Below are 21231 nucleotides of genomic sequence, written 5' to 3' on the forward strand. Positions count from 1 at the left end.
CGTGGCGTACTTTTTCTTGTAGTAAATGAGACAAAAATCCCACAAAGGACGGTGAGGTCACATAGCCAAGTGAACCTGCATCCGTCCCTTCTGGGACATTATTAATATAAGAAATTATAAAGCCGACGTTGGATGTTGCTGCAATGCCTCTAAACCCAATGCAAGCGCACCGCATAGTCCTGCGTGCTGGCCCAATCCCGGCTGGACAATATATTGATCGATATGTTGCGTTATTGAGGCTGCATTCACATAACCATTCAGATTTCGTACAACCCGCTCCCGGATCATGGGGAACAGATGACTTTGCTGCATCACCCCTCCGCCCAAGATGACCTTTTGCGGGGAATGAAGCAGAATGGCTGTCGTGATGGACTCCGCAATGTAAAAGGATTCGATCTCCCAGGCAGGGTGGTCTGCCGGCAGTTCGCTGCCAGGGCTCTGCCAACGGGCTTGAATGGCTGGCCCCGCAGCCATGCCCTCCAAGCAATCGCCATGATACGGACATAATCCGGCAAAATGATCCTCCGGGTGCCGTCTCGTCCGGATGTGCCCACCCTCTGGGTGCAGCAATCCATGCACACGTTTACCTCCCGCTACAAGTCCAATCCCAACACCTGTGCCGATTGTATAATACACACAGTTTTCCAATCCCTTTGCTGCTCCCCAAGTGACTTCTCCAAGGGCCGCTGCATTCACATCCGTATCCCATCCGAAGGGAATCGGGAATTCGCGCTTCAAGGTTCCAATAACATTACAGTTTCCCCACCCTGGCTTGGGCGTTGTTGTAATGTAACCACAGGTGGGGCTATCCGGTTGCAGATCAATCGGACCAAAGGAGCCGATTCCGATTGCGGCTACTCCTTTATCCCTGAAATAGTCAATAACCTTCGCCAGTGTGGTCTCTGGATGTTCCGTTGGAAAGCTGCACCAATCTTCAATTCCCCCTCGCTCATTACCTACACCACATACAAACTTTGTTCCACCGGCTTCTATTGCTCCTATACGCATCTTGCTGTCCCCCTAGTGCTCATTTCAATTGGACTTCAGCTCGGATAGGGGATAGCTCGTAGATATGAAGCGAAGCAAATACTACATCCTTATTTTCGGACTGAACAGAGATTCCCTCAGAACCCGCATCCGGATAGATCAGATCGGTAATCACCGCTTGACCGTCATTGGCAAATACCTCTACGGATGAGTAATCCACAAAGATACGCAGATGTTGGTTGCCGTCCACTGCTTTTAATCCAGCTGCATGGCGACCCAGGAAATGTTCATGAAAATCGATAATACCCGATCGACTGCGATCAACATATACCTCATTCTGACGAACGTCCACGCCGATGAGAGTTTCATTGTCCGCACCACTTCGTAATGCAAATTGAACAGATTGATCAGAAGGCCATTCCGCATGAATCTCATAGTTTACAAGGCCCAAGGTGTTCAACTGCTCACTCACTTGTCTAATAGAAGTATTCTGTAAGGACAGTACTGGCGTGCGTGCGTGCTCCAGCTCGCGTACAGGACGCTGAACCAGCAGGACTTCTCCGTCCCTTTTCTCCAATGTCAGCTCTCTCGCAATGGTCATCGCGCCGCGGTATGCTTCGGTTGGTGTCTGATTGGCATACATCCAGTTGCTCATCCAGCCCATAAACAGACGTCTGCCGTCTTCGGCCGGAATGTCGGACCAACTGACCCCTGCGTAGTTATCCCGACCATGATCAAGCCAGCGAACGGTATGGGAAGCTTCATCAGGAACAAATGTAATGCCATCAAAATCTCCGGTGAAGTATTGCGTTCTGGAGCCTTCTTTGAAGGCCGGATCTGCACCAATGCTGACGAGCATCACCCATTTCTCCTGGCTCGCATCTCCATCCACGGCCAGCGGGAACAGATCAGGGCACTCCCATACGCCATCATGCGAACCGATCCCTGCGCCGAATTCACTGCCCAGTGTCCAATCCTTCAGATTGGGGGAATGGTACAGACATACCGTTTGACCACAAGCGATAATCATAATCCATTCCTTGGTCTGTTCATGCCAGAACACTTTGGGATCACGGAAATCCACGAACGACTCATGCTCCAGTACCGGATTGCCCTCGTATTTCATCCATGTTCTGCCGCTATCCTTGCTATATGCGAGGCTCTGAGACTGAACGGGAGGATTGTTAGGCACCTCCTGATGATGGGTGAAAATAGCCACAAGTCCTGGCTCATCGTCAAAGAATCCGGACGTATTGTTCCAGTCCACCACGGCGCTGCCGGAGAATATCATGCCATGCTCATCCGGCGCCAAAGCCACAGGCAGCTCTTCCCAGGTAACCAGGTCCTTGGTCACCGCGTGTCCCCAATGCATCGGTCCCCATGTTGTGCCAAATGGATGATGCTGATAGAACAAGTGATACTCGCCTTTGAAAAATACCATACCGTTGGGGTCATTCATCCAATTTTTCTTGGGCGAGAAGTGATAGGCGCCCCGGTAATCCGTTGTTGAAATGGTAGACATGTTGGTTTACTCCTTTGATTCAAACCGTTGAAGAGGAGACTTGCTTCACTCACGCACCTTAATGCTATGTACGGCAGAGTCTCCTCATCGAGTTTGTTTTATTGGGTATTGCGGTCATATCCCGCTTGTTTAATTTGAAGCCACTCTTGCAAGCCAAGACGATCCAGCTCTTTCAGATAAGCATCCCACTCCTGATCGATCTTTCCGTTCTGATACCATTCCGTGCGCATACGCAGCACATAGGCGAACAGATCGGTCTCAATCGTGGAGAGGCGGTCGAGTTCATCAATCGAGAAGAACACTTTTGGATAGACGTTTTCTGCTTTCATATGTGGAACCATAACTTTGTCAAGCAATTCCATACGCCATGCGGCATCATCCGGTTTGGTCGTGTATTTATCATAGTAACTGTCGAGAATGGCCAGTGGTCCTGATATACTCGTTTTCTGTCTGAGCTCAACAGGTGCAGAGCCTTCCAGCGGAAGATGCTTCAGCATGCCTTTGGCTTCATCGAATTCAAATATATTCTGCTGTGTCTCATCGCCGTAGGTTCCCCAGTTGTTCTGCACGGATTGGAGCGGATCGTACAATTGGTCCACCCACTTCGCCGTGGATTCCAGATTTTTATTGCTACTCGTAATAACCATACGTCCGCGGTCGAGACCAATACCATTCGTACGTGCAACATTAACCTCTCCATTGGGCCCGGCAACCGGAGGCAGAACATCATAGGTATCATTCATGCCTGTAATGTTGGCCTTATCCCAAGTGAAGTACATGCCATACTTGTTGTCTTTGCCCTTGGCCAGATACGTATTCCAATCCTGCTGATACGCTTCGATGTCCACGAGACCTTCCTGAACCAATTCGTGAATATATTTGACCGCTTCCTTGTAGCCTTCATCAGCTGCCGTGAATACCACTTTTCCATCGTTGGTTACAACCGTGTGATCCGAGTTCTCTCCAAGTCCAAATGCGGCAAAGAGAAATGTCAGATCTTCTCCGCCAGGCTTGTTAATGAAAGACAACGGGATTTCGTCCGCCTTACCATTACCGTTGGGATCCTGGGTTTTGAACGCAATCAGCACTTGTTTCAGCTCTTCGGTCGTCGTTGGCATCTTCAATCCAAGCTTGTTCAGCCACTCCACATTGATCCAGGGCAAGTCATCAACCGCCTGTATGCGCTGCTTGCCACTTCCGAGCTCCTCAATCCAGGGAAAGGAATAAATATGTCCGTCTGGAGCTGTAATCATGCTTTTGTATTCGGGAGCTTCCTCCAGCACCTTTTGCAGATTCGGCATGTATTGCTCAATCAGGTCTTCCAGTGGAATGATGGCCCCGTCCTTCGCCAGTTTCAGGAGATCATAATCCCCATAACCTGCGTCAAAAATAGCATCCGGCAAATCACCGCTGGCTACCGCCAGGTTTCTTTTTTCCGCGAACACATCACTCGTATAGTTCTTCCAGTTGATATGCACATTGGTTTTCTCTTCGAGTCTCTTGTTAATCAGCTTCTCGTTCGGATCAGACGGAGCCAGGGGAGAGCTCTGTGTTATAAAATTCAATGTCACTTTGCCATCAGGTGACTGAGCTTCACTCGCTGCACCGCCTCCTCCCCCGCCACAAGCCGAGAGCAGGAGCATAGCTGACAACATGGAAATGGATGCCGTTGTAGCGGCTTTTCTGGACTTGTTCACTTTTTTCATGATAATGACCTCCGTGGATTATGTTGGATCGAGCGCGATATATTTCAGGCTGTTCACTATTTGAGCGAACCTACCATGACACCTTTTTCGAAATATTTCTGAAAGAACGGATACATGATGATGAGTGGCAGACTCGAAATGACAATGGCTGAATATTTGATCATTTCCGAGAGCCGTTTCAGTTCTGCCATCGCAAGCTGATCACTGATCATGCCCGGTGCAGCCTGATTCTGAATCAGAATGGAGCGCAGAACGAGCTGTAACGGATGAAGGTTCGGGTTGTCCAGATAGATCATGGCGTCAAAATAGGAATTCCACTGCCCTACAAACGCGTACAACGCGAGGACAAAAATGATAGGTTTTGATAACGGAATGACGATCTGGAAGAAAATCTTCATCTCGGAGGCGCCATCCACATTGGCGGCTTCTCTCAGTTCTCGCGGTACCCCTTTGAAGAAGGTTCTGGAGAGAATGATGTTCCATACGTTGACTGCGCCTGGGATGATAATGGCCCATACCGTGTCCAGCATGCCGAGATTACGAACAAGCAGATAGGTAGGGATCAAACCGCCACCGAAGAACATCGTGATGATAAATATAATCATGAAAAACCCTCGCCCAGCCAGCCTATCATCAGATAAGGCATACCCTGCAAATATGGAGACGGTCACCGTCACGAGTGCAAAGGAAACCGAGTACAGCACCGCATTGGCAAATCCTCGAATCATGGCCGGATTGGATAGAATCATCTGATACCCGTCCAGACTCCAGTCGGATACATTGAAGGACAATCCCCGATTCAGCAGCACAGTAGGGTCCATAAATGAGGCGATAACGATGTAAATCAAAGGAACGACCACAACCAGTACAGCACAGGTGAGAAAGATGGCGTTCAGTGCGAGGATCAGACGATCCATTCCCGTGTGTTTGACTACCATGGATAATACTCCTTTCCTAATAGAGGCCTTCGCCTTCATTCAATTTCTTCACAATCAGATTCACAGTCACCAGCAAAATGACATTGATGACCGAGTTGAACAATCCCACTGCCGCAGAATAAGCGTAATCTCCGGACTGCAAGCCCACCTTGTAGACATACGTGGCAATGATCTCGGAGGAAGGCAGGTTCATGGACGTCTGCATCAGGTAGGCCTTCTCAAATCCAATCGACATGATTCCGCCAGCGGCAAGAATAAATACGATAGCCATAATCGGACGAATCGTCGGAAGGTCGATGTGGCGAATACGCTGAAGTAGATTGGCTCCATCCAGATTGGCTGCATTGTGAAGTTCCGGATCGACATTGGCCAAAGCAGCGACATAAATGATGGAAGCCCAGCCTGCTCCGGTCCAAATATCCGACAAAATGTAGATCCAGCGGAAATATTCCGGCTCGGACATGAACATGATTGGATGACCGGTAATCCATGTCGCGAATTGGTTAACCGGTCCTGTCGGGGATAGGAAGATGAACAGCATACCCACAACGACAACAACCGATATGAAGTTGGGTGCATACAGAAACAATTGAATATTTTTTTTCACTCCAGCTTTACGTACCTGATTGAGCATAAGAGCAAGTAGAATGGGCACCGGAAAACTGAATATCAACCCCAAAAAGCTCAGTTTAAGCGTATTCATTAAAATGATATCGAAATTGGGTGAAGCTATAAATTTCTCGAAATGCTTCAGTCCTACCCACTCACTGCCCATGATGCCTTTGATTGGACTAAAATCCTTAAATGCGATAATGGCTCCGTACATCGGGATGTATTTGAAGATAAGGGTCAGGATCAGAGCTGGTGCGAGTAACAAATACAAAAAATAATTCTTTTTGAACTGCTGCATCCTGTGACCGGTTGATGTCCTCTCTTTCAACGCCCTTCCTGTACCCTTTTTGGTATCCACCGTGTTATCCAACACATGACCTCCGTTCATTCCTGAAGTTGACAATTGTTTGTAGTAAGGGCTTTCAATATTTACAATTGCTCATTTAATAATTTACAATTTAGCAGGTAATCTAGGCATTAGTCAATACATTTTGTAAAAAAATAATTGTGCATTTGATAACATTTTGTGTGTTTTTTGAGTTATGAATGTGCATTAAATGGTATATATAACGTTTACTATTTAGCCTTCAACCTGTCATTTTCCTTATCAGAGGTAGGATATTTTGTACTAATTATCATTTGTAACGAAACTTCTGAATATAAATAATAGCGCATTATCTGAATTAAAAATGTAAACTAAATTGTGCATATGTAAAATTGAGATTGCTATTTGTTTCGATCTATTATACATTTGACTAAGATAATACTATGGACGACCATATGATCATTAGAGGTGAAGCACTAGATGGCAAAAGAAAAGGTTACGATACAGGACATCGCGGATGCTTTGGGCATCTCCCGGAATACAGCTTCCAAAGCCTTGAATGATAGCGGAAACATCCCGGATGAGACACGTAATCGTGTAATTAAAAAAGCAATTGAACTTAAATATAAACAGTTTGCCTATATGGAAAATGAGCATGTTCTAACCAAAGCTCCAAGCAATATCGCCCTGTTAACGGAAAATCTGCCCAATACATCTCACTTTGGTTCAATGTTAATCAGCGGTCTGGAGAAAAGAATCAGCGCAGAGGGGTACAATCTCTCCATTCATATTGTGCGTGAGGTTGATCAGGATTCACTTACACTTCCTAACAATTTTGATATTTCCAACGTAGATGGCATCATCTGCATTGAATTGTTCGATCTGAAATATACGCAGCTTATTACCGATCTGGGAATTCCCACAATCTTCATCGATTGCGCTTCTGACATATGTTTTCCGGAATTTCATGCAGATTTGCTGCTGATGGAGAATGAGCACAGCACGTACCAGTTAACCAGAAAGTTAATTGAGAGCGGTTATAACCATATTGGATTTGCCGGGGATTACAATCATTGCAAAAGCTTTAATGAACGTTGGGTAGGGTATCAGCGGGCCATGCTGGAAGCGGGCCTGCAGGTCGATCCATCCGAATGCATTGTGGATGATGACCGCCTGTTCTTCTCGAAGCCCGGCTGGTTGAACGAGCGAGTAGCGGAGATGAAGTCACTGCCTGATGCGTATGTGTGTGCCAACGACTTTATCGCAGTCGATCTCATCAGAGCTTTGAGAGCGAGGAGTGTTACAGTGCCGCAGGATATCGTCATATGCGGCTTTGATAACGCACCTGAATCACGGATTATTGAGCCTGCATTAACGACGGTTCATATCTACAGCAACGAAATGGGCATCAAGGCTGCGGAGATGCTGTTATCCCGGATTGATCATCCGTCACAGCCTTATCAGGTCTCGCATATCGTGACCAAACCGATCATACGGGAGTCCACTCCCACACTTATGAATGCCAATCCACAAACCGTTTAACTTATCTCATGAATCTCTAAAAAAATAAATAGCCGTATCTTTCACGCAGAGTAGATCGTGAAGGATACGGCTTTTTTTAAAGGGACTTCTATATGCCCTTTGTATGATGCATTCACAATATGATGCGAACAGGACGCAGCCTTTAACCAACATTCGTAGCTCCGTGCTACACGGATGCCTTGGATGCTCCTTTGGCCGAACGTACCTCTGTGCGAATCAAATTAAAGATCATAAAGACCAGAACAACGAGTTGTGGAATAAAGGTCTCCCATGTCGGATACATGCCAAGCCAGCCAATCGTTGGCAGACTCGGCACAACATGAGCCCCCAGCGCTGCTGAGACTTGAAGGGAGTGAATACTCTCTCCAAGGAAACGAAATACCAGATAATAAATCAGCAGCGTAGCGGTCAGGAAAAACCATCGTACAGGCAGACGTACACTGAACTGAATAATGGCCACAGCCAATACAATCAGGATGAGCAATGCTGCCCCCATACCGATCAACATCTGCGAGGTATCAATTGCAGGCGCCATGCCAATATAAAAGATCGCAGTCTCCGCACCTTCTCGCAAGATGGCGAGTCCCGCCACAGCAAAGAGTGACCACAGACTCCCCCTTGCCAGTGCACCACCTACCTGTCGCTGTACATAACTATTCCAGGAGCGGGTATTCGATTTGCTATGCATCCAATGTCCAACCGTCAACATTAGTACAACGGCTGCAAGCCCCGTATACCCCTCAATCATCTCCCGTGTGCTACCCGATGATGCCACAGCAAGGGTCAGCGACAGTACAACGGCCAGCGCCGCACTAAGCAGCAGACCACTACCGGCACCAGCCCAGATCCAGCGCCGGGCCGCAGTCTCGCCACTTTTCTTGGCATAAGCGAGCAATGCAGCCAGTACCAGAATGGCTTCCAATCCTTCGCGAAGCAGGATCAATGCTGCATCCCATGCCGTGTATGAGGTAGTAGCCGTTAACGGCTCCAGCCGATTGATCATGCGGGTTACAACCTCGGTTGCCTTCGCCGTATTGGGCGGATTGGAGACGACATATCCGGATGCTTCCGCCATTTCATTCTCAATGGCCGTATATGAAGCGGGAGATGATATTTGTACCTGACCTTCAACCAAAGGCCAGGCCACGATAAACTGCTCCAATCCCGTTGCAGCAGAAGTGGTATCCCCGGCTTGGATCTGCTGCTCTATTTGCTCCAGTAATTTCAGCAGGTCGGACAATGAAGAAACACCAGAGGATGCTGACGTATCCTCAACTTCCCCTTCCTTGAGTGTCCCTGCACTGTAGTCCGTGAGCAACGTGACTAGTTCCTGCATACGCTCTGTTGCCTGTTCTTCCTTGCGGGGCTCGGCCTGCATTGAAATACGAACCAGGCTGATGTCTTTTTCCAACTGGCTGTATACGCCAAAATGATCCTGACGGATCGGAGCTTCGGTGCCTTTCCAGGCCGTAACAATCCGTTTATAGGCAAGCTCTGCCTGGGTCCAATCGCCCTGTTCCATTGCACTCAAACTTTTACGTGCGTCTGGCAGCAGCCTTCCGGCCGCTTTACGGCCTGCGTCGCTGCTCTCTTCCGCACCCTGAAACGCCTCAATGTACTGATTGGTCGCACGGGCAAGATCCGCCAATGCTTTCTTGGCAGCATCAGAATCATTGCCCGACAGTGCCTGTTCCGCTTTAGACAAAGCTTCAACTACAACGCTGGCGGTCGTCGCAACCTGATCTGCGTTCTGCTCCGGCACCAACGTGCTGGCAGCATCCCACAGTTGCCGGAATTCGGCGACGTCCTCCGTGGCTTCTGCCAGCTTGCCCTGTCCCGCTTCAACCAAGGCGCTGCCCACAGGCGGCAATAGACTATCCAGTTGTTTTTGCACGGACTGCTCATTGTTTTGGAGCCCCTCAGCAGAAGCGTGTGGCATGCCCGGTAAACGAATTACACTGGACCCCACCATCAGAAACACCAGCAGCATCAGCAAGGAGCGCATCAACCTTCCTTTGTGCAGCAGCCGCTTCTGCGCCTTCCGATCTGCGATCCTGCTCATCTTTGTCATCCTCCCCATTCCTCTGAAACCGATCAGTGCCATCTAACCTTCTACTAAATCAAGGTGTCCCCAATATATCCGCCATTCGTAATCCCCGGGAAACAGGCAAATACAGCACTGCCTGTGTGCACGGTATATTCGTTCAGCTTGTCGTTCTTTGCCAGTCGTTTCTGAATCGGAATAAACTGCTTCTCCAGGTCCCGTTGATAACTAATGAACAGCAAACCTGCATCCAGCTGTCCGGTCTTGGCATCGAGCCCACTCGAATACGAGTAGGAGCGGCGTAAAATTTGCTGACTGCCATCACCCTTCGCGAGACGCAGATGTGACGTTGCCGGAATGACAGGCTGTCCATCGGCAGACTTGGCCTTCAGATCTACCGGATCGAACTCGCCGCGGCTGCCGAGCGGCGCTCCGCTATCCCGGTGGCGGCCAAATGTCGCCTCCTGGTCTTTCAGTGTGGAGCGGTCCCACACCTCCACACGCATACGAACCCGGCGGACGGCCATATAGCTGCCGCCAGCCATCCATCCCGGACCGTCAGCAGGCTGCGCCCAGACGGTCTGGTCCATCAGCACGGCATCCGTTGTATCCGGATTGCCGGTGCCATCCTTGAAGCCGAGCAAGTTGCGCGGTGTTCCACCCGCAGGGTCAGCTCGGCCCGTGCGCTGGAATCCTTCCTGCGTCCAGCGCAATACCGCATGCCCGCGTGCGATGCGCGCGAGATTGCGGATGGCATGGAAGGCGACCTGCATATCGTCTGCGCAGACTTGCACGCACAGGTCGCCACCACACCACTGCGGGTCCAGCGCATCTCCGGCGAATGCCGGCAGATCGCGCAGGCCCTTGGGCTTCCGGCCCTGCAGCCCGAAGCGCCCGTCAAACAAAGAGGGCCCCACACCAAACGTCAACGTGGTTCGTGACGGTGTCAGGCCTGCCGCTTCGCCCGTATCGGTAGGGGGCGTATTCAGCGTTGTATTATGTTCGCCAATCATTTCTCCGGCGGCCATGGCAGCGGCGGCAGCCGTCCAGTTCTTGAACAGACGGCGGAGATCATCCGCACTTCCCGCCGTCACATCAAAGGCAGCGAAGCAGATGAAATCCTGAGCCGGGGTGGTGATGCCCGCCTGATGCTTGCCATAGAAGGGCAGGCCCTTGTCTGGCGCGGCCTCTTTCACTACCGCCGAACTGCTTTTGCGGCCCAGCGCCATCAGTCCGCTGGCACCGCCTCCGCCCAAGAGCAGACCCAATCCGGCCACGCCGGTCAGCTTCAGCATTTCACGCCGTGACAACGGCTTTTTCAGCGAATCCTTTTTCTGCTCAGTCATTGTTCTACACTCCCAGTACTTGTCCCATGTTCGACAGTGGCTCAGCCAATGCATCCAGGTTCTGACTCAGCTTCTTCACGTCTTCATCCTTCAGCTTCTCATAGGAAACGTACCCGTCTCCATCCTTGAATGGAGCAAGCTCTTTCTCCAGCGCATCGAATCGGTCCGCAATTTGCTGATTCAGATCCTTGTCTTTGGCAGCCAGATCATCCTTGAGCAGGTTATAAATCTCGTGTGCTCCCTCTACATTCGCTGCAAAATCATACAAATCCGTATGGGAATAACGTTCTTCTTCACCGGTTACCTTGCTGGAGGAAACCTCATTCAGAAGTTCTACCGCACCCGTTACCATCAGACTCGCATCGATATCCATCGTCTCGACTTTAGCACGCAGGAGCTTCGCATCACTTAACAATGTATCCGCAAAGTCAGTCATGCCTTCGGTCGTCTTGTCTTCCCAAAGTGATTTCTCAATCCGGTGGAATCCGCGCCAGTCGGCAGCCTCCACATCTCCGTCACGTGCATCGATATTCGGGTCAAGATCGCCAAGTGCTTCGGCTACCGGTTCAATGCGTTCATAATACATACGAGCTGGTGCATATAATGATTTGGCAGTCTCCAGATCACCAGCTTTCACGGCATCCGTGAACTTCTCCGTTTGCTTCACGAATTCATCGATCTGCTCAATTGCAAACGCGCGATAGCCATCCACTGCGGTTGTATAATCGCTCCCGGTCGCTTCCTGATCTGCTGCATCCGTGGTTTCTGTGGAAGTTTGGTTTTCGCTTTGAGCAACAGGCGTTTCTGCCTGCTTGTCCGAAGCCGCTTCATTATTGCCGCAAGCGGCGAGTAAAACCGAAGTTGCCAGCACAACAGCCGGCAATGTCAATATTTTTTTCAACACGATACACTCCCTATGGTTAGACTGATTTGTCTATACTCGTGCGATTAATATGTCGATGAGTACAAACCCTTGGATTAACGTTCATTTAATGATAATGATTATCAATTTCGGTAATGACATCATAATTCCGGCGCATACTTATGTCAATATGAAAATAAGGGGACCGGTTTAATCATATACTCAGGTGGAAAATACCGGGTATTAATTCCCTTGAAAACATAGACAAACTTCGTCATCAGCCGTTAAAATGAGACAAAATGTCTAGATTACTTTAATTTATCAAATTGGAGGCTCATGCCATGAAATGCCCAGTATGTAATCATGAAAATGGAAATGCCAGTTTTTGCGAGAGGTGCGGCGCTAATCTAGCCCCTTCCTCCCCTACTGCAAATTCCGCTCAGGAGCAACAATCCGCTGCTGCCGAACCTGAATATACCCGTTGGTCGAGCACACAGACGACACCTTCTCACGCTCCCATTTCTCCCAACACACCTTCTGCTCCCAGACCTGTACAACATGTATCCGACTCTTCCAGCACAGAGGGCGCTTCATCTTCAGGAGACAAAAACACCAATCAGTGGAATAACATCGTACAAAATGAGAAATTTCAGCAAGCCAAAGAAGTAAGCAAACAGTATCTATCCTATTTCCTTAGTGTGCTCACTCGTCCTTATCAAACCATGAAAACCGTTGGTGAACAGCACTCTCTTAACGGCTGGATCACGATGGCTCTGATTGCGGTCCTATCCTCTACATACTTTTTGATTACATTCGGCCGGATGGATATGGACGGATTGTTCATTGGCGGGTTTATCAGACCGCTATTGTTCACCGCCATTTCCTTGATCGTTGCGATCGCATTGATGTATGCCATACTGAAGATTGAGAAAATAACGTTTCGCCCCAAAACGCTGGTTGCCCAGTTTGGATCATTACTAGTTCCCGCTGTAGCGTCGCTCGTTCTGGCGAATCTGTTTATTGTTATCTCGTATTCCATCGCTATCTTCTTCCTCGTTGTCTCGTATTTGATTATCTTTGTATCTCTTAACACGGTGCTGTTCCAGTATCCGCTGAATCGTACGAAGGCAGCCATCGATAGCATGTACAGCGTGTTGATTGCCAATGTTGTATTGTTTTTTATTCTATCTCGCTTTCTGGGCACTACAATCATTGGATTGATTAGTTTCATGTTTTCTCCATACGGTCGTATGTAGTATCTAGTTCAAAAGCTCTTACGAAGGCTCTCCCTGCTTATGCGAGGAGGGTCTTCTTTTGTTTTCAACGTCAGCAGATTGCACTCGTTGCGTTCCATACACTATAATGTGTAGTGTAAAAGGTATGTCCTTTTTTACGTAAGGATATGAGGTGAGAAACACTCCATGCTTATATCGGATCTGCACCATTGTCATTAACACTACATTATGTAGTGTATTGTTGTGATCATTTATTTTATTAAGAAGGGTAGAGGAAATGGATATGAATATGAATCATATGCAAATGGAGCACGAGGCAGGGACATCCTATCTTTGGCTTATCATTGGGGCAGTCGTTCTATTGCTCTCCATCGCAGCTTATATCTGGTCTTCACGCACCCAGAAGTCTGTACTGGCACATATGAAGAAGAATGAACGAGCTGTGATTAAAAAGAAAACCCGATCTATCCGCCTGGCTGCTCATGCACTACTGGGGGTATCGATCATTGCGTTTGTTCTTTTCTTCATGCAGGGCGCATTTACCAAGTATGACGTTGCGGATCTGAATGCCGGTGCTGCGATCGAAGTGACTGACGATAAATACTACGGAGCCGATCATACGGAAGAGCCGATTCAATATGAGATGACCATCCCGACATCGGGGCCTCATAACCCGCATGATATCAAATTTGGATTCTACACCGATTTCCCCGGCTATCCATATCTAGTACATAATCTAGAGCATGGGGATATCATCATTTATTACCGTGAGAATGCAAGTGATGAGCTGAAGGAGCATCTGAAATACCTTGCCAAGTTCCGCAAAGCTGGATCAGGTATTCTCGCTGTACCGAACAAAGACATCCCCGAGGGCAGTGAGGTCATCGTGACGGCATGGACCAAAACGATGAAGCTGGACCAATTCGATGATGCCAAAGTAGGCACTTTTATTAATAAATATATTAATCAGGGACCTGAGAAGATCCCTGCCTCCATCCGCCAGGGTGGCGGGACGATGTAATGCCCTCTTTGTAGTAACAGCAGCAAATGGTTCCTGCAATCATGGGGAGTCCAAGAGATGAGATATCCATTTATACGTTTCAAACAAGATAAGCTCCTGGATCTACTTGATCCGGGGGCTAATTCTTTATCATGCAGATGCCGATATTTTAAATAGAAATGAAATACATATATGTACGTTAGCAAAGTAGCAAACGCATTCCCAATAAGAAGATTCATCCAACTTCAATATAAGAATTCATAGTCCTACATATCAAGGGGGAACATTTCTACTAATGAACAGTTTGTTTATGCGTATCTTTTTATTTTTTTCCTGTCTGATGCTGGCGGCAGGAGCCGTTCTTGGCATTACCATGTATCGCTCATCTGCACAGCTGGTTGAACAATCGATGGGCATGCAGGCACAGGCTGTTGCCGAACGAGCAGCGCAATCCATCGACACCTCCCTGTATGCGCCACTTAGTACAGGACAGGATCAAACCGAGTATTACGATACATTGCGCGAACAACTCAGCCAGCTTCGCCAGTCCAATGGATTGAAGTATCTATACACGCTTGGTAAGCGTGAAGATAACGGAGCCGCATCGTATTATTACGTGGTGGATGGCGCTGCTCCGGATGTGGAAGAGGATGATTTCTCTCCCTACGGGTCCCCAGAAGAGAACCACTATGTGGGAATGCTGCAAGCCTTTGCACAAAACGAACCTTTCCGGGGCGATCTGACCCAGGATGAGTACGGCGCAACGATTACAGCCTATGTACCAATTCACGGGGCTAATGGGGAACTGCTTGGTCTGGTTGGCGCCGACCTCGACTCCACCGCCGTCTACGAGTTAATGACACGCAATCGGATGACCATGATCTGGACTGCCCTTGCCATCGTATTACTCAGCGTGCTGCTGGTCTATGGATTTGCTCATTATTTGACCCGTCCTCTGGTGAAACTGAAGAAGATCATTGCTGAGGTGGGCAATGGTGATCTGACCGTCGATGTCGAGCTTGGACGGAAGGATGAGGTCGGACAACTGGCTTCGGAGTTCAAACATCTGGTCACGGATACAAGAGATGTCATGACAGGCATCCGCAAAAGCTCCGATTCCCTGCTGCAAGCAGCCGAAGGGGTATCCAGACACTCGCAGGCGACAGCGGAAGCCAGCCAGCGCATTGCTGAGCACACGGATCACACAGCCAAAGGGGCTGCGGAGCAGGTTGCACGCGCGGGGGAAGTTACTGTAGCGATGGAGGAAATTACACGCAGCATGCAGCATATTGCGAATTCATCTTCCATGGTGGCTGATGTATCCGAGGAGACGACCCATAACGCGATACAGGGCCAGACCAACATCAACACCGCGATCGACCGCATGGACAAGATTCATCAGGCCAACGCCCAGATGGAAGCATCTACCTCCCAGCTTGCGCAATACTCCAGCAAAATTGAATCGGTAGCCCACATGATGAAGGGCATCGCTTCTCAGACCAGTCTGCTGGCATTAAATGCAAGCATTGAAGCTGCTCGGGCCGGGGAACATGGCAGCGGATTCGCCGTTGTTGCTTCCGAGGTTCGGAAGCTTGCGGGGGAATCAGAGCAATCGTCCCAGCATGTGACTGAACTGATCGCCGAAATGACGAGACAGACTGCCGTTTTATCTTCGCATATGTCGGCCAGTACCTCAGAAGTTCAAGCCGGTCTTGCTGTTGTTCAGGAAGCAGGACGTTCATTCACGTCCATTCATTCCGGCATTGAGACGATGAATGAACGCCTGCACGAAGTGTCCGCCGCTTCCGAACAGCTCTCCGCCAGTGCAGAAGAAGTATCCGCTTCCGTTGAGGATATGGAACATATCTCGCGCAAGTCCTCTTCCAGCATTCAGGAAGTATCGGCTGCAACTGACGGGCAACTTCAATCGATGGATGAGATGAGTACGTCCGCGGAATCCCTTCGTGTGTTGTCTAGTGAATTGAACGGGTTGATAAGCCGATTCAAAATATAAATCGGATTGCAGATGGGCATTCCATGGAGCCCACCGGATGAATACAAAAAAGCCGCAAGGCAGGGAACAGGAACATGGGGCTTACCCCATTCCTGCTCACTCTGCCTGCGGATTTTTATTGTTCTACCTTTAATGGAGGCTGGCCTTGCGGCTGCCTGAATTAATAACGCTGCGGAGCAGCTTTTTTGCCCAAATCCGTCATGTATGTGAAGAACGCTTCTGGATCGGTATCATACACGAGTTGTACTGGACGTCCGTCTGCTTGTTCCACCGTACGGCCTTGGCTTGGACCATCCGGAATAACAATACAGTTCACCGTTTTCTTCTTCACGATGTCTTCACGTCCAACGGAAGCCGTAGTCAACACATCCCACAGATAGTACGTGGAATTCGTTTCACTGTACACCAGTGGCGGACATCCTGCGTAACAGTTACCCAGGAAGTCAACGCCTTCAAAGCGGCGCTCTGCAGCCCAACGGTTACGTACAGCAGGTGTCAGAGGCACTTTGTTCGTGCTTTCCAGGGCTACCAGATCAATCTGGATACCGCTCTGCCATACACGGTAAGCCGCTTCCGGGTCCCAGAATACGTTCCATTCTGCTGTACCATCATGCTCAGGCTCTTCAACGTTCCCTCTTTCGAACGTACCACCCATCCACACGAGCTTGTCGATTTTCTCTTCAATGTCTGGTGCTTCGTCCAGTGCACGCGCGAGGTCAGTCAGCGGCCCTGTGAACAGGAGCAGCGTTTTGCCTTCGGTGTTGCGCACTTTCTCAATCAGATGCTGATGAGCCGGAACGGCAGACAAAGGAGCTTCCATTTTGCCGGACTCGTTCAGTACTGGAAGTGCATCTACATAGAAGGAGTGCAATCTCCACGCCGCAGGAAACGGATTCTTCCCTCTGGAGTTGGATTTCGCTACCTCTACGGAATATGTGCCGAAGCGATCGATAATTTTACGGCTGGCATCTGTAGCTGGCTCCAGATATCCATCTGCCGGAATAACCGATACACCGGTTACATTTACGTTGTCCATTTGCAGAAGCATGAACAGCGATACGAGGTCATCCACGCCGCCGTCATGGTTAAAGTACACATTAAGTTGGTTCGTCATGCTTGTTTTCATCCTTCCCCCTGGTTGTCCCATTGATGTTCATCCCGTCCGTCTGCCTGTGGCTGACGTTACCTCTATTATGTCCCAAAACCCTTGGCCACGTAAACCTTCCTCGCACAAAGAAAATAGCGACCAGTTCTGTTTCTGCTGATATTTTACAGTTCCCCCATTCCATCTCAGCATTTGCCCGAAGCAGCCTGCACTCCAATAGGAAAATGAAAAAAAACAAGGACAGTGGGCTAGAGGCCCCACTGTCCTTGTCTGAATCTATCCATCGATTACATGGATTGTTTTTGTTTCTCTTTGGCTTTCTCTGCAACAGGCACATACTTGCCTGGCCAGAAAGCCCATTTGCCCAGCAACGTTGTAATGGCTGGCACCATGAACGGTCGAACAAGGAACGTATCGAGCAAGACACCCGCAGCCGTGATAATACCGAACTGCACCAGCACCTGTATAGGCAGTGTTGCCAGCACGGCAAACGTACCTGCGAGAATCAGACCTGCGGAAGTAATAACAGATCCGGTTTCACCCACACCTTCCTTGATCGCTTGGCGAAGTGGCATCGTTTTGCGTTTTTGCCAGATGCTTGAGATCATGAAGATGTTGTAGTCCTCACCCAGCGCCACAAGGAATACGAAGGAATACAGCGGAATCGCTCCCTGAATGGCGTCTGCTCCCAATCCATAGTGAATAATGAGCCAACCCAGGCCCAATGCAGAGAAGTAGGATAGTACTACTGTCGCGATCAGATACGCCGTCGCTACGACGGAACGCAGGTATAACAGCAGCAGCAATGTGATCATTCCGATCACCACTGGAATAATGATGCTGGCATCCCGCTCTCCAGTGACTTCGATATCATACTGCTCAGCCGTCTGACCGTCGATCCAGACATGGCTGTCCACGCTTGTTATTCCAGCATCTTTCAATGCCTGTTCAGCCGTTGCCCGCAGATCCGGGATATGCTGCATCGCCTCCATAGAGTATGGATTCAGATTGAATTCCACATCGTAAGCGGTGATGTTTGCATTCTCAGCACCCTGCTGCGCTTCACCTACCTTGCTTACGTAATCCAGCGATTCCAGACGTTGTTTCAGATCTGTCTCGCTGCCTTCTGTATCGATAATCACTTTCGCCGGAGCGAGTTCACCTTCCGAGAACTGTTCTCCAATGACTTTGAAACCTTCACGAGAAGCAACATTCTCCGGGAAGGATGATAGCAAGTCATACGTGAATTTAATTTGGCTGGAGAAAGCAGCCAGTCCACCCAACAACACCAGCGTAATCGCCAGTACTGTCCACGGTTTGGTTACTACTGTACGGCCAATCCAGCTTTCCTTGATTTTACGCGGAGCAGGCGCTGGTTTGCCTTTTTTCTTCGCACGTTCTACTTCCATATCATGCGTACGCGGTACAAACGGGTAGAATGAACCCCGACCGAAGATCGCGAGCAAAGCCGGAACCAGCGTCAGGCTCGCAATAAACATGATGAAGATGGATAAACTGAATGGTACGGCAAAACGGTGATAGGCACCATATTCTGCGAACAGCAGTACAAGCAGTGCTGCAACAACTGTAAATCCACTCATGGCAATCGCACCGGACGATCCGGTAATCGCCTGGAAGAGTGCTTTCTTTTTATCCGGCTCATGATAGAGAACTTGACGGAATCTGGAGATCATGAACAGACAATAGTCCGTTCCTGCACCGAACAACAGCACCGTCATAATAGAGATGGACTGCGCGTCCACTGTAATCCAGCCCTGATCCGCCATAAATCCGAGAATCGGACTGGTGACCATATAAGCGAACCCAACTGCAATAATTGGGATAATCGCCAGTACGGGCGAACGGTAGATCAACAGCAACAGCACAAGTACCAGTACAACCGTTGCAATCAGCAAGGATACATCCGCAGATGAGAACAGCCCACTTGCATCAATCGATATCCCCACCGGACCTGTAACCCGTGCACTTAGTGCGCTCGCATCATCAATGGCAACATTAAATGGGTCGGAACCGAAAATATCTTTCGTTTTCTGCTCCAGCGCTTCAATGCCTTCTTTCAACTGTGACGAATCAGCTTCCTGATTGAAAAAGAGCGGCATAACCAAGGTGCTTCCGTCTTCCGAAAGCTGACCTTTCAGAGCCTCAGGCGGCAACTGATATAGTGGTACCACAGATTGCTGCTGCTCCACCGGATCTTGATCCAGTCGCTCGGTTAACGCCTGAATGTTCTTAATCTGTTCATCCGTCAGCCCGCCGGCTTGACGCCATACGATAAGAGCGGGAACACCTTCGCCGCCGGGAAATTCTTTCTGGGCAACTGCTGCCGCCTGCACCGAGGGCTTGGAATCACTCAGATCCTGCGCGTTATTCGTTTCACGGTCACCAACAGCAGGCCACACCACACCAAGAACAACCGCGATGATGATCCATACCAACAGTGTAATCCATTTGCTTCGTTTGCCGGCAACCCAGCGGCCGTAGCCCGAACCTTCTTGCATTGTCTCTTCATCTCCCTATTTTGGTTCTATGAAGCCGTTTTTATGTGATAAATATAGAAATGAACCACGGGTCATAGTATAATTGACTTAATTATATATACCGGAAGGTTAATATTGCAAATACTAATTTTGTGAACACTTTTGTACAGCCAACATGAATAAGTAAAGAGGTATGCAACCATGAGCAAAAAAACGAACCCTCCCCGCTCGCCGGGCAGGCCCAAAGCTGGTGCTGATCAGGCTTCAGCCCAGTCAAAAATACTAATGACCGCCTCGCGGCTATTTATGGAATACGGGTATGAGCCCGTCTCTCTCCAGCAAATCGCCTCGCTATGCGGCGTAACCAAAGCATCGATCTATTATCATTTTTCCAGCAAACCGCAGCTATTCACCGTCGCCATCACCAGTATGATGGCTATGGGCATGCAGCAGACAGCTCTCCGTATGGATGCACCAGGTACATTACAAGAGCGGTTGGAGAAAGTTGCGGAAGGACGGATGCAACAATCCCACGTCGATACCGAGACCATGATGCGTGAAGCCAATACCTATCTTGATGCAGATCAGCTGGCCCAGATCCGTGAAGCCGAAGTCCGCATCTATGAAGTCCTCGCCACCCACTTTAAGCGGGAGATGGACAACGGTTATTTGCGATCTGCCAATCCGATGCTGCTTGCCCATGCGTTTACGTCCTTGCTGATGCTGGCAAACCGCGAAGACGTGCGCGACATGCATGCAACGATTGCCGATCTGGCACATGAGCTGGTAGCTTTATTTTTGGGTGGAGCCGCTCACAAGGCGTAAAGATCTCTCCATGCTTTTGCCAATGCCGCGATACCAGCTCAATCAGTCCTGCATGACGATTTGAACCCATAGGAGGAGTAAATCATGTCCCAACCAACACCATCCGCACGCATCCCACGTCTGTTGGAAACGAAGCGCATCTATCTGCGTCCATTTGAATCGACTGATATTGATACCTATTTCCCCGGATTGTTTGACGCCGAGATGCGCAGACTTACTGGAACACAAAACAGCTTCACCCGTACCCAAGTAGAACGTTACATCGAAAACGCGGCCCAGGATGACTCACGCCTGATGCTGCTGATTGCCTTGCAGGAGAATGACCAGGTCATCGGAGAGATTGCCCTGATGGATATGCATACCAAAAATCGCAGTGCGCACATCCGAATCGCCATTGATCATACAGAGCATCAAGGAAAAGGATATGGCAGTGAGGCATTGCTGCTTATGCTGCATTATGGTTTCGGTATCTGCAATCTGCACCGAATCGAGCTTGAAGTGTATGCCTTCAATCAACGTGCGATTCGTACATATGAGAAACTAGGATTTCAACGTGAAGGTTTACGGCGAGATGCCTTGTATTACAATCATCAATATCACGATGCCATTCAGATGAGCATGCTGGAGAATGAATTCCGAGAGCGGCATGTCAGCATACTTGGATAACGAA

Annotated in this window: 16 protein-coding genes; 6 read left to right on the forward strand and 10 right to left on the reverse strand. The window is 49.2% G+C overall.

Annotated elements, in window-relative coordinates; genetic code table 11:
* Nucleotides 1–114: 114 nt before the first annotated feature.
* From PTQ21_RS03200 to PTQ21_RS03220, 5 genes are all read right to left on the reverse strand, one after another.
* On the reverse strand, nucleotides 115–1008 hold the full coding sequence (locus PTQ21_RS03200) for an ROK family protein (RefSeq protein WP_090952127.1): 894 nt from the start codon (nucleotides 1006–1008) through the stop codon (nucleotides 115–117).
* Between the two features lie 19 nt (nucleotides 1009–1027).
* Nucleotides 1028–2509 carry a glycoside hydrolase family 32 protein gene (locus PTQ21_RS03205; RefSeq protein WP_090952130.1) on the reverse strand — a complete coding sequence of 494 codons (1482 nt, stop codon included), beginning with the start codon at nucleotides 2507–2509 and terminating at the stop codon, nucleotides 1028–1030.
* Between the two features lie 98 nt (nucleotides 2510–2607).
* Nucleotides 2608–4215, reverse strand: coding sequence for an ABC transporter substrate-binding protein (locus tag PTQ21_RS03210; RefSeq protein ID WP_079695532.1), 1608 nt, complete (start codon nucleotides 4213–4215; stop codon nucleotides 2608–2610).
* A 56-nt stretch (nucleotides 4216–4271) separates the two neighbouring features.
* Entirely contained in the window at nucleotides 4272–5153 is an 882-nt protein-coding gene (locus PTQ21_RS03215) for a carbohydrate ABC transporter permease (protein WP_063567184.1), read from the reverse strand.
* A gap of 16 nt (nucleotides 5154–5169) precedes the next feature.
* The gene (locus tag PTQ21_RS03220; protein WP_240321538.1) at nucleotides 5170–6063 is read right to left on the reverse strand and encodes an ABC transporter permease; all 894 of its coding nucleotides are present in this window, start codon (nucleotides 6061–6063) and stop codon (nucleotides 5170–5172) included.
* 507 nt (nucleotides 6064–6570) lie between these two features.
* On the opposite strand from PTQ21_RS03220, the gene PTQ21_RS03225 reads away from it, so the two are divergent.
* The gene (locus PTQ21_RS03225) at nucleotides 6571–7632 is read left to right on the forward strand and encodes a LacI family DNA-binding transcriptional regulator (RefSeq protein ID WP_090952136.1); all 1062 of its coding nucleotides are present in this window, start codon (nucleotides 6571–6573) and stop codon (nucleotides 7630–7632) included.
* Nucleotides 7633–7798: 166 nt separating this feature from the next.
* On the opposite strand, the gene PTQ21_RS03230 is transcribed toward PTQ21_RS03225, so the two are convergent.
* From PTQ21_RS03230 to efeO, 3 genes are read right to left on the reverse strand one after another with little or no spacing between them, the layout of a single operon-like run.
* Nucleotides 7799–9694 carry an FTR1 family iron permease gene (locus PTQ21_RS03230; RefSeq protein ID WP_274568786.1) on the reverse strand — a complete coding sequence of 632 codons (1896 nt, stop codon included), beginning with the start codon at nucleotides 9692–9694 and terminating at the stop codon, nucleotides 7799–7801.
* A 53-nt stretch (nucleotides 9695–9747) separates the two neighbouring features.
* A complete protein-coding gene (gene efeB / locus PTQ21_RS03235) occupies nucleotides 9748–11022 on the reverse strand; it encodes an iron uptake transporter deferrochelatase/peroxidase subunit (protein ID WP_072733707.1) in 1275 nt (424 codons plus the stop codon).
* Nucleotides 11023–11026: 4 nt separating this feature from the next.
* The gene (efeO, locus tag PTQ21_RS03240) at nucleotides 11027–11923 is read right to left on the reverse strand and encodes an iron uptake system protein EfeO (protein ID WP_090952139.1); all 897 of its coding nucleotides are present in this window, start codon (nucleotides 11921–11923) and stop codon (nucleotides 11027–11029) included.
* A 302-nt stretch (nucleotides 11924–12225) separates the two neighbouring features.
* Here efeO and PTQ21_RS03245 point away from each other — a divergent pair, with 302 nt between their 5' ends.
* The 3 genes from PTQ21_RS03245 (at nucleotide 12226) to PTQ21_RS03255 (ending at nucleotide 16133) form a co-directional block, all read left to right on the forward strand.
* Nucleotides 12226–13140 carry a zinc ribbon domain-containing protein gene (locus PTQ21_RS03245; RefSeq protein ID WP_090952140.1) on the forward strand — a complete coding sequence of 305 codons (915 nt, stop codon included), beginning with the start codon at nucleotides 12226–12228 and terminating at the stop codon, nucleotides 13138–13140.
* Nucleotides 13141–13402: 262 nt separating this feature from the next.
* Nucleotides 13403–14140: a DUF3105 domain-containing protein gene (locus tag PTQ21_RS03250; protein WP_274568788.1), complete on the forward strand. Its 738-nt coding sequence runs from the start codon at nucleotides 13403–13405 to the stop codon at nucleotides 14138–14140.
* Between the two features lie 274 nt (nucleotides 14141–14414).
* Entirely contained in the window at nucleotides 14415–16133 is a 1719-nt protein-coding gene (locus PTQ21_RS03255) for a methyl-accepting chemotaxis protein (protein ID WP_090952145.1), read from the forward strand.
* 160 nt (nucleotides 16134–16293) lie between these two features.
* On the opposite strand, the gene PTQ21_RS03260 is transcribed toward PTQ21_RS03255, so the two are convergent.
* Both PTQ21_RS03260 and PTQ21_RS03265 read right to left on the reverse strand, forming a co-directional pair.
* Nucleotides 16294–17247, reverse strand: a complete 954-nt coding sequence (locus tag PTQ21_RS03260) for a nucleoside hydrolase (RefSeq protein ID WP_063567354.1) — start codon at nucleotides 17245–17247, stop codon at nucleotides 16294–16296.
* A 278-nt stretch (nucleotides 17248–17525) separates the two neighbouring features.
* Nucleotides 17526–19757 carry an MMPL family transporter gene (locus PTQ21_RS03265; RefSeq protein ID WP_274568791.1) on the reverse strand — a complete coding sequence of 744 codons (2232 nt, stop codon included), beginning with the start codon at nucleotides 19755–19757 and terminating at the stop codon, nucleotides 17526–17528.
* 285 nt (nucleotides 19758–20042) lie between these two features.
* Here PTQ21_RS03265 and PTQ21_RS03270 point away from each other — a divergent pair, with 285 nt between their 5' ends.
* Nucleotides 20043–20561 carry a TetR/AcrR family transcriptional regulator gene (locus PTQ21_RS03270; RefSeq protein ID WP_274568792.1) on the forward strand — a complete coding sequence of 173 codons (519 nt, stop codon included), beginning with the start codon at nucleotides 20043–20045 and terminating at the stop codon, nucleotides 20559–20561.
* Between the two features lie 84 nt (nucleotides 20562–20645).
* Entirely contained in the window at nucleotides 20646–21227 is a 582-nt protein-coding gene (locus tag PTQ21_RS03275) for a GNAT family N-acetyltransferase (RefSeq protein WP_090809078.1), read from the forward strand.
* Nucleotides 21228–21231 lie beyond the last annotated feature (4 nt).

This window comes from Paenibacillus marchantiae (assembly GCF_028771845.1).
In the GTDB taxonomy this organism is placed as follows: Bacteria; Bacillota; Bacilli; order Paenibacillales; family Paenibacillaceae; genus Paenibacillus; species Paenibacillus marchantiae.

What these genes read in the sequence shown, in the direction of transcription:
- PTQ21_RS03245 (WP_090952140.1), top strand. Translation starts at nt 12,226, where the DNA reads ATGAAATGCCCAGTATGTAATCATGAAAATGGAAATGCCAGTTTTTGC.
- PTQ21_RS03265 (WP_274568791.1), bottom strand. Translation starts at nt 19,757, where the DNA reads ATGCAAGAAGGTTCGGGCTACGGCCGCTGGGTTGCCGGCAAACGAAGC.
- PTQ21_RS03215 (WP_063567184.1), bottom strand. Translation starts at nt 5,153, where the DNA reads ATGGTAGTCAAACACACGGGAATGGATCGTCTGATCCTCGCACTGAAC.
- PTQ21_RS03210 (WP_079695532.1), bottom strand. Translation starts at nt 4,215, where the DNA reads ATGAAAAAAGTGAACAAGTCCAGAAAAGCCGCTACAACGGCATCCATT.
- efeB (WP_072733707.1), bottom strand. Translation starts at nt 11,022, where the DNA reads ATGACTGAGCAGAAAAAGGATTCGCTGAAAAAGCCGTTGTCACGGCGT.
- PTQ21_RS03270 (WP_274568792.1), top strand. Translation starts at nt 20,043, where the DNA reads ATGGAATACGGGTATGAGCCCGTCTCTCTCCAGCAAATCGCCTCGCTA.
- PTQ21_RS03275 (WP_090809078.1), top strand. Translation starts at nt 20,646, where the DNA reads ATGTCCCAACCAACACCATCCGCACGCATCCCACGTCTGTTGGAAACG.
- PTQ21_RS03220 (WP_240321538.1), bottom strand. Translation starts at nt 6,063, where the DNA reads ATGCAGCAGTTCAAAAAGAATTATTTTTTGTATTTGTTACTCGCACCA.
- PTQ21_RS03260 (WP_063567354.1), bottom strand. Translation starts at nt 17,247, where the DNA reads ATGACGAACCAACTTAATGTGTACTTTAACCATGACGGCGGCGTGGAT.
- PTQ21_RS03205 (WP_090952130.1), bottom strand. Translation starts at nt 2,509, where the DNA reads ATGTCTACCATTTCAACAACGGATTACCGGGGCGCCTATCACTTCTCG.
- PTQ21_RS03255 (WP_090952145.1), top strand. Translation starts at nt 14,415, where the DNA reads ATGAACAGTTTGTTTATGCGTATCTTTTTATTTTTTTCCTGTCTGATG.
- PTQ21_RS03230 (WP_274568786.1), bottom strand. Translation starts at nt 9,694, where the DNA reads ATGAGCAGGATCGCAGATCGGAAGGCGCAGAAGCGGCTGCTGCACAAA.
- PTQ21_RS03200 (WP_090952127.1), bottom strand. Translation starts at nt 1,008, where the DNA reads ATGCGTATAGGAGCAATAGAAGCCGGTGGAACAAAGTTTGTATGTGGT.
- PTQ21_RS03250 (WP_274568788.1), top strand. Translation starts at nt 13,403, where the DNA reads ATGAATATGAATCATATGCAAATGGAGCACGAGGCAGGGACATCCTAT.
- PTQ21_RS03225 (WP_090952136.1), top strand. Translation starts at nt 6,571, where the DNA reads ATGGCAAAAGAAAAGGTTACGATACAGGACATCGCGGATGCTTTGGGC.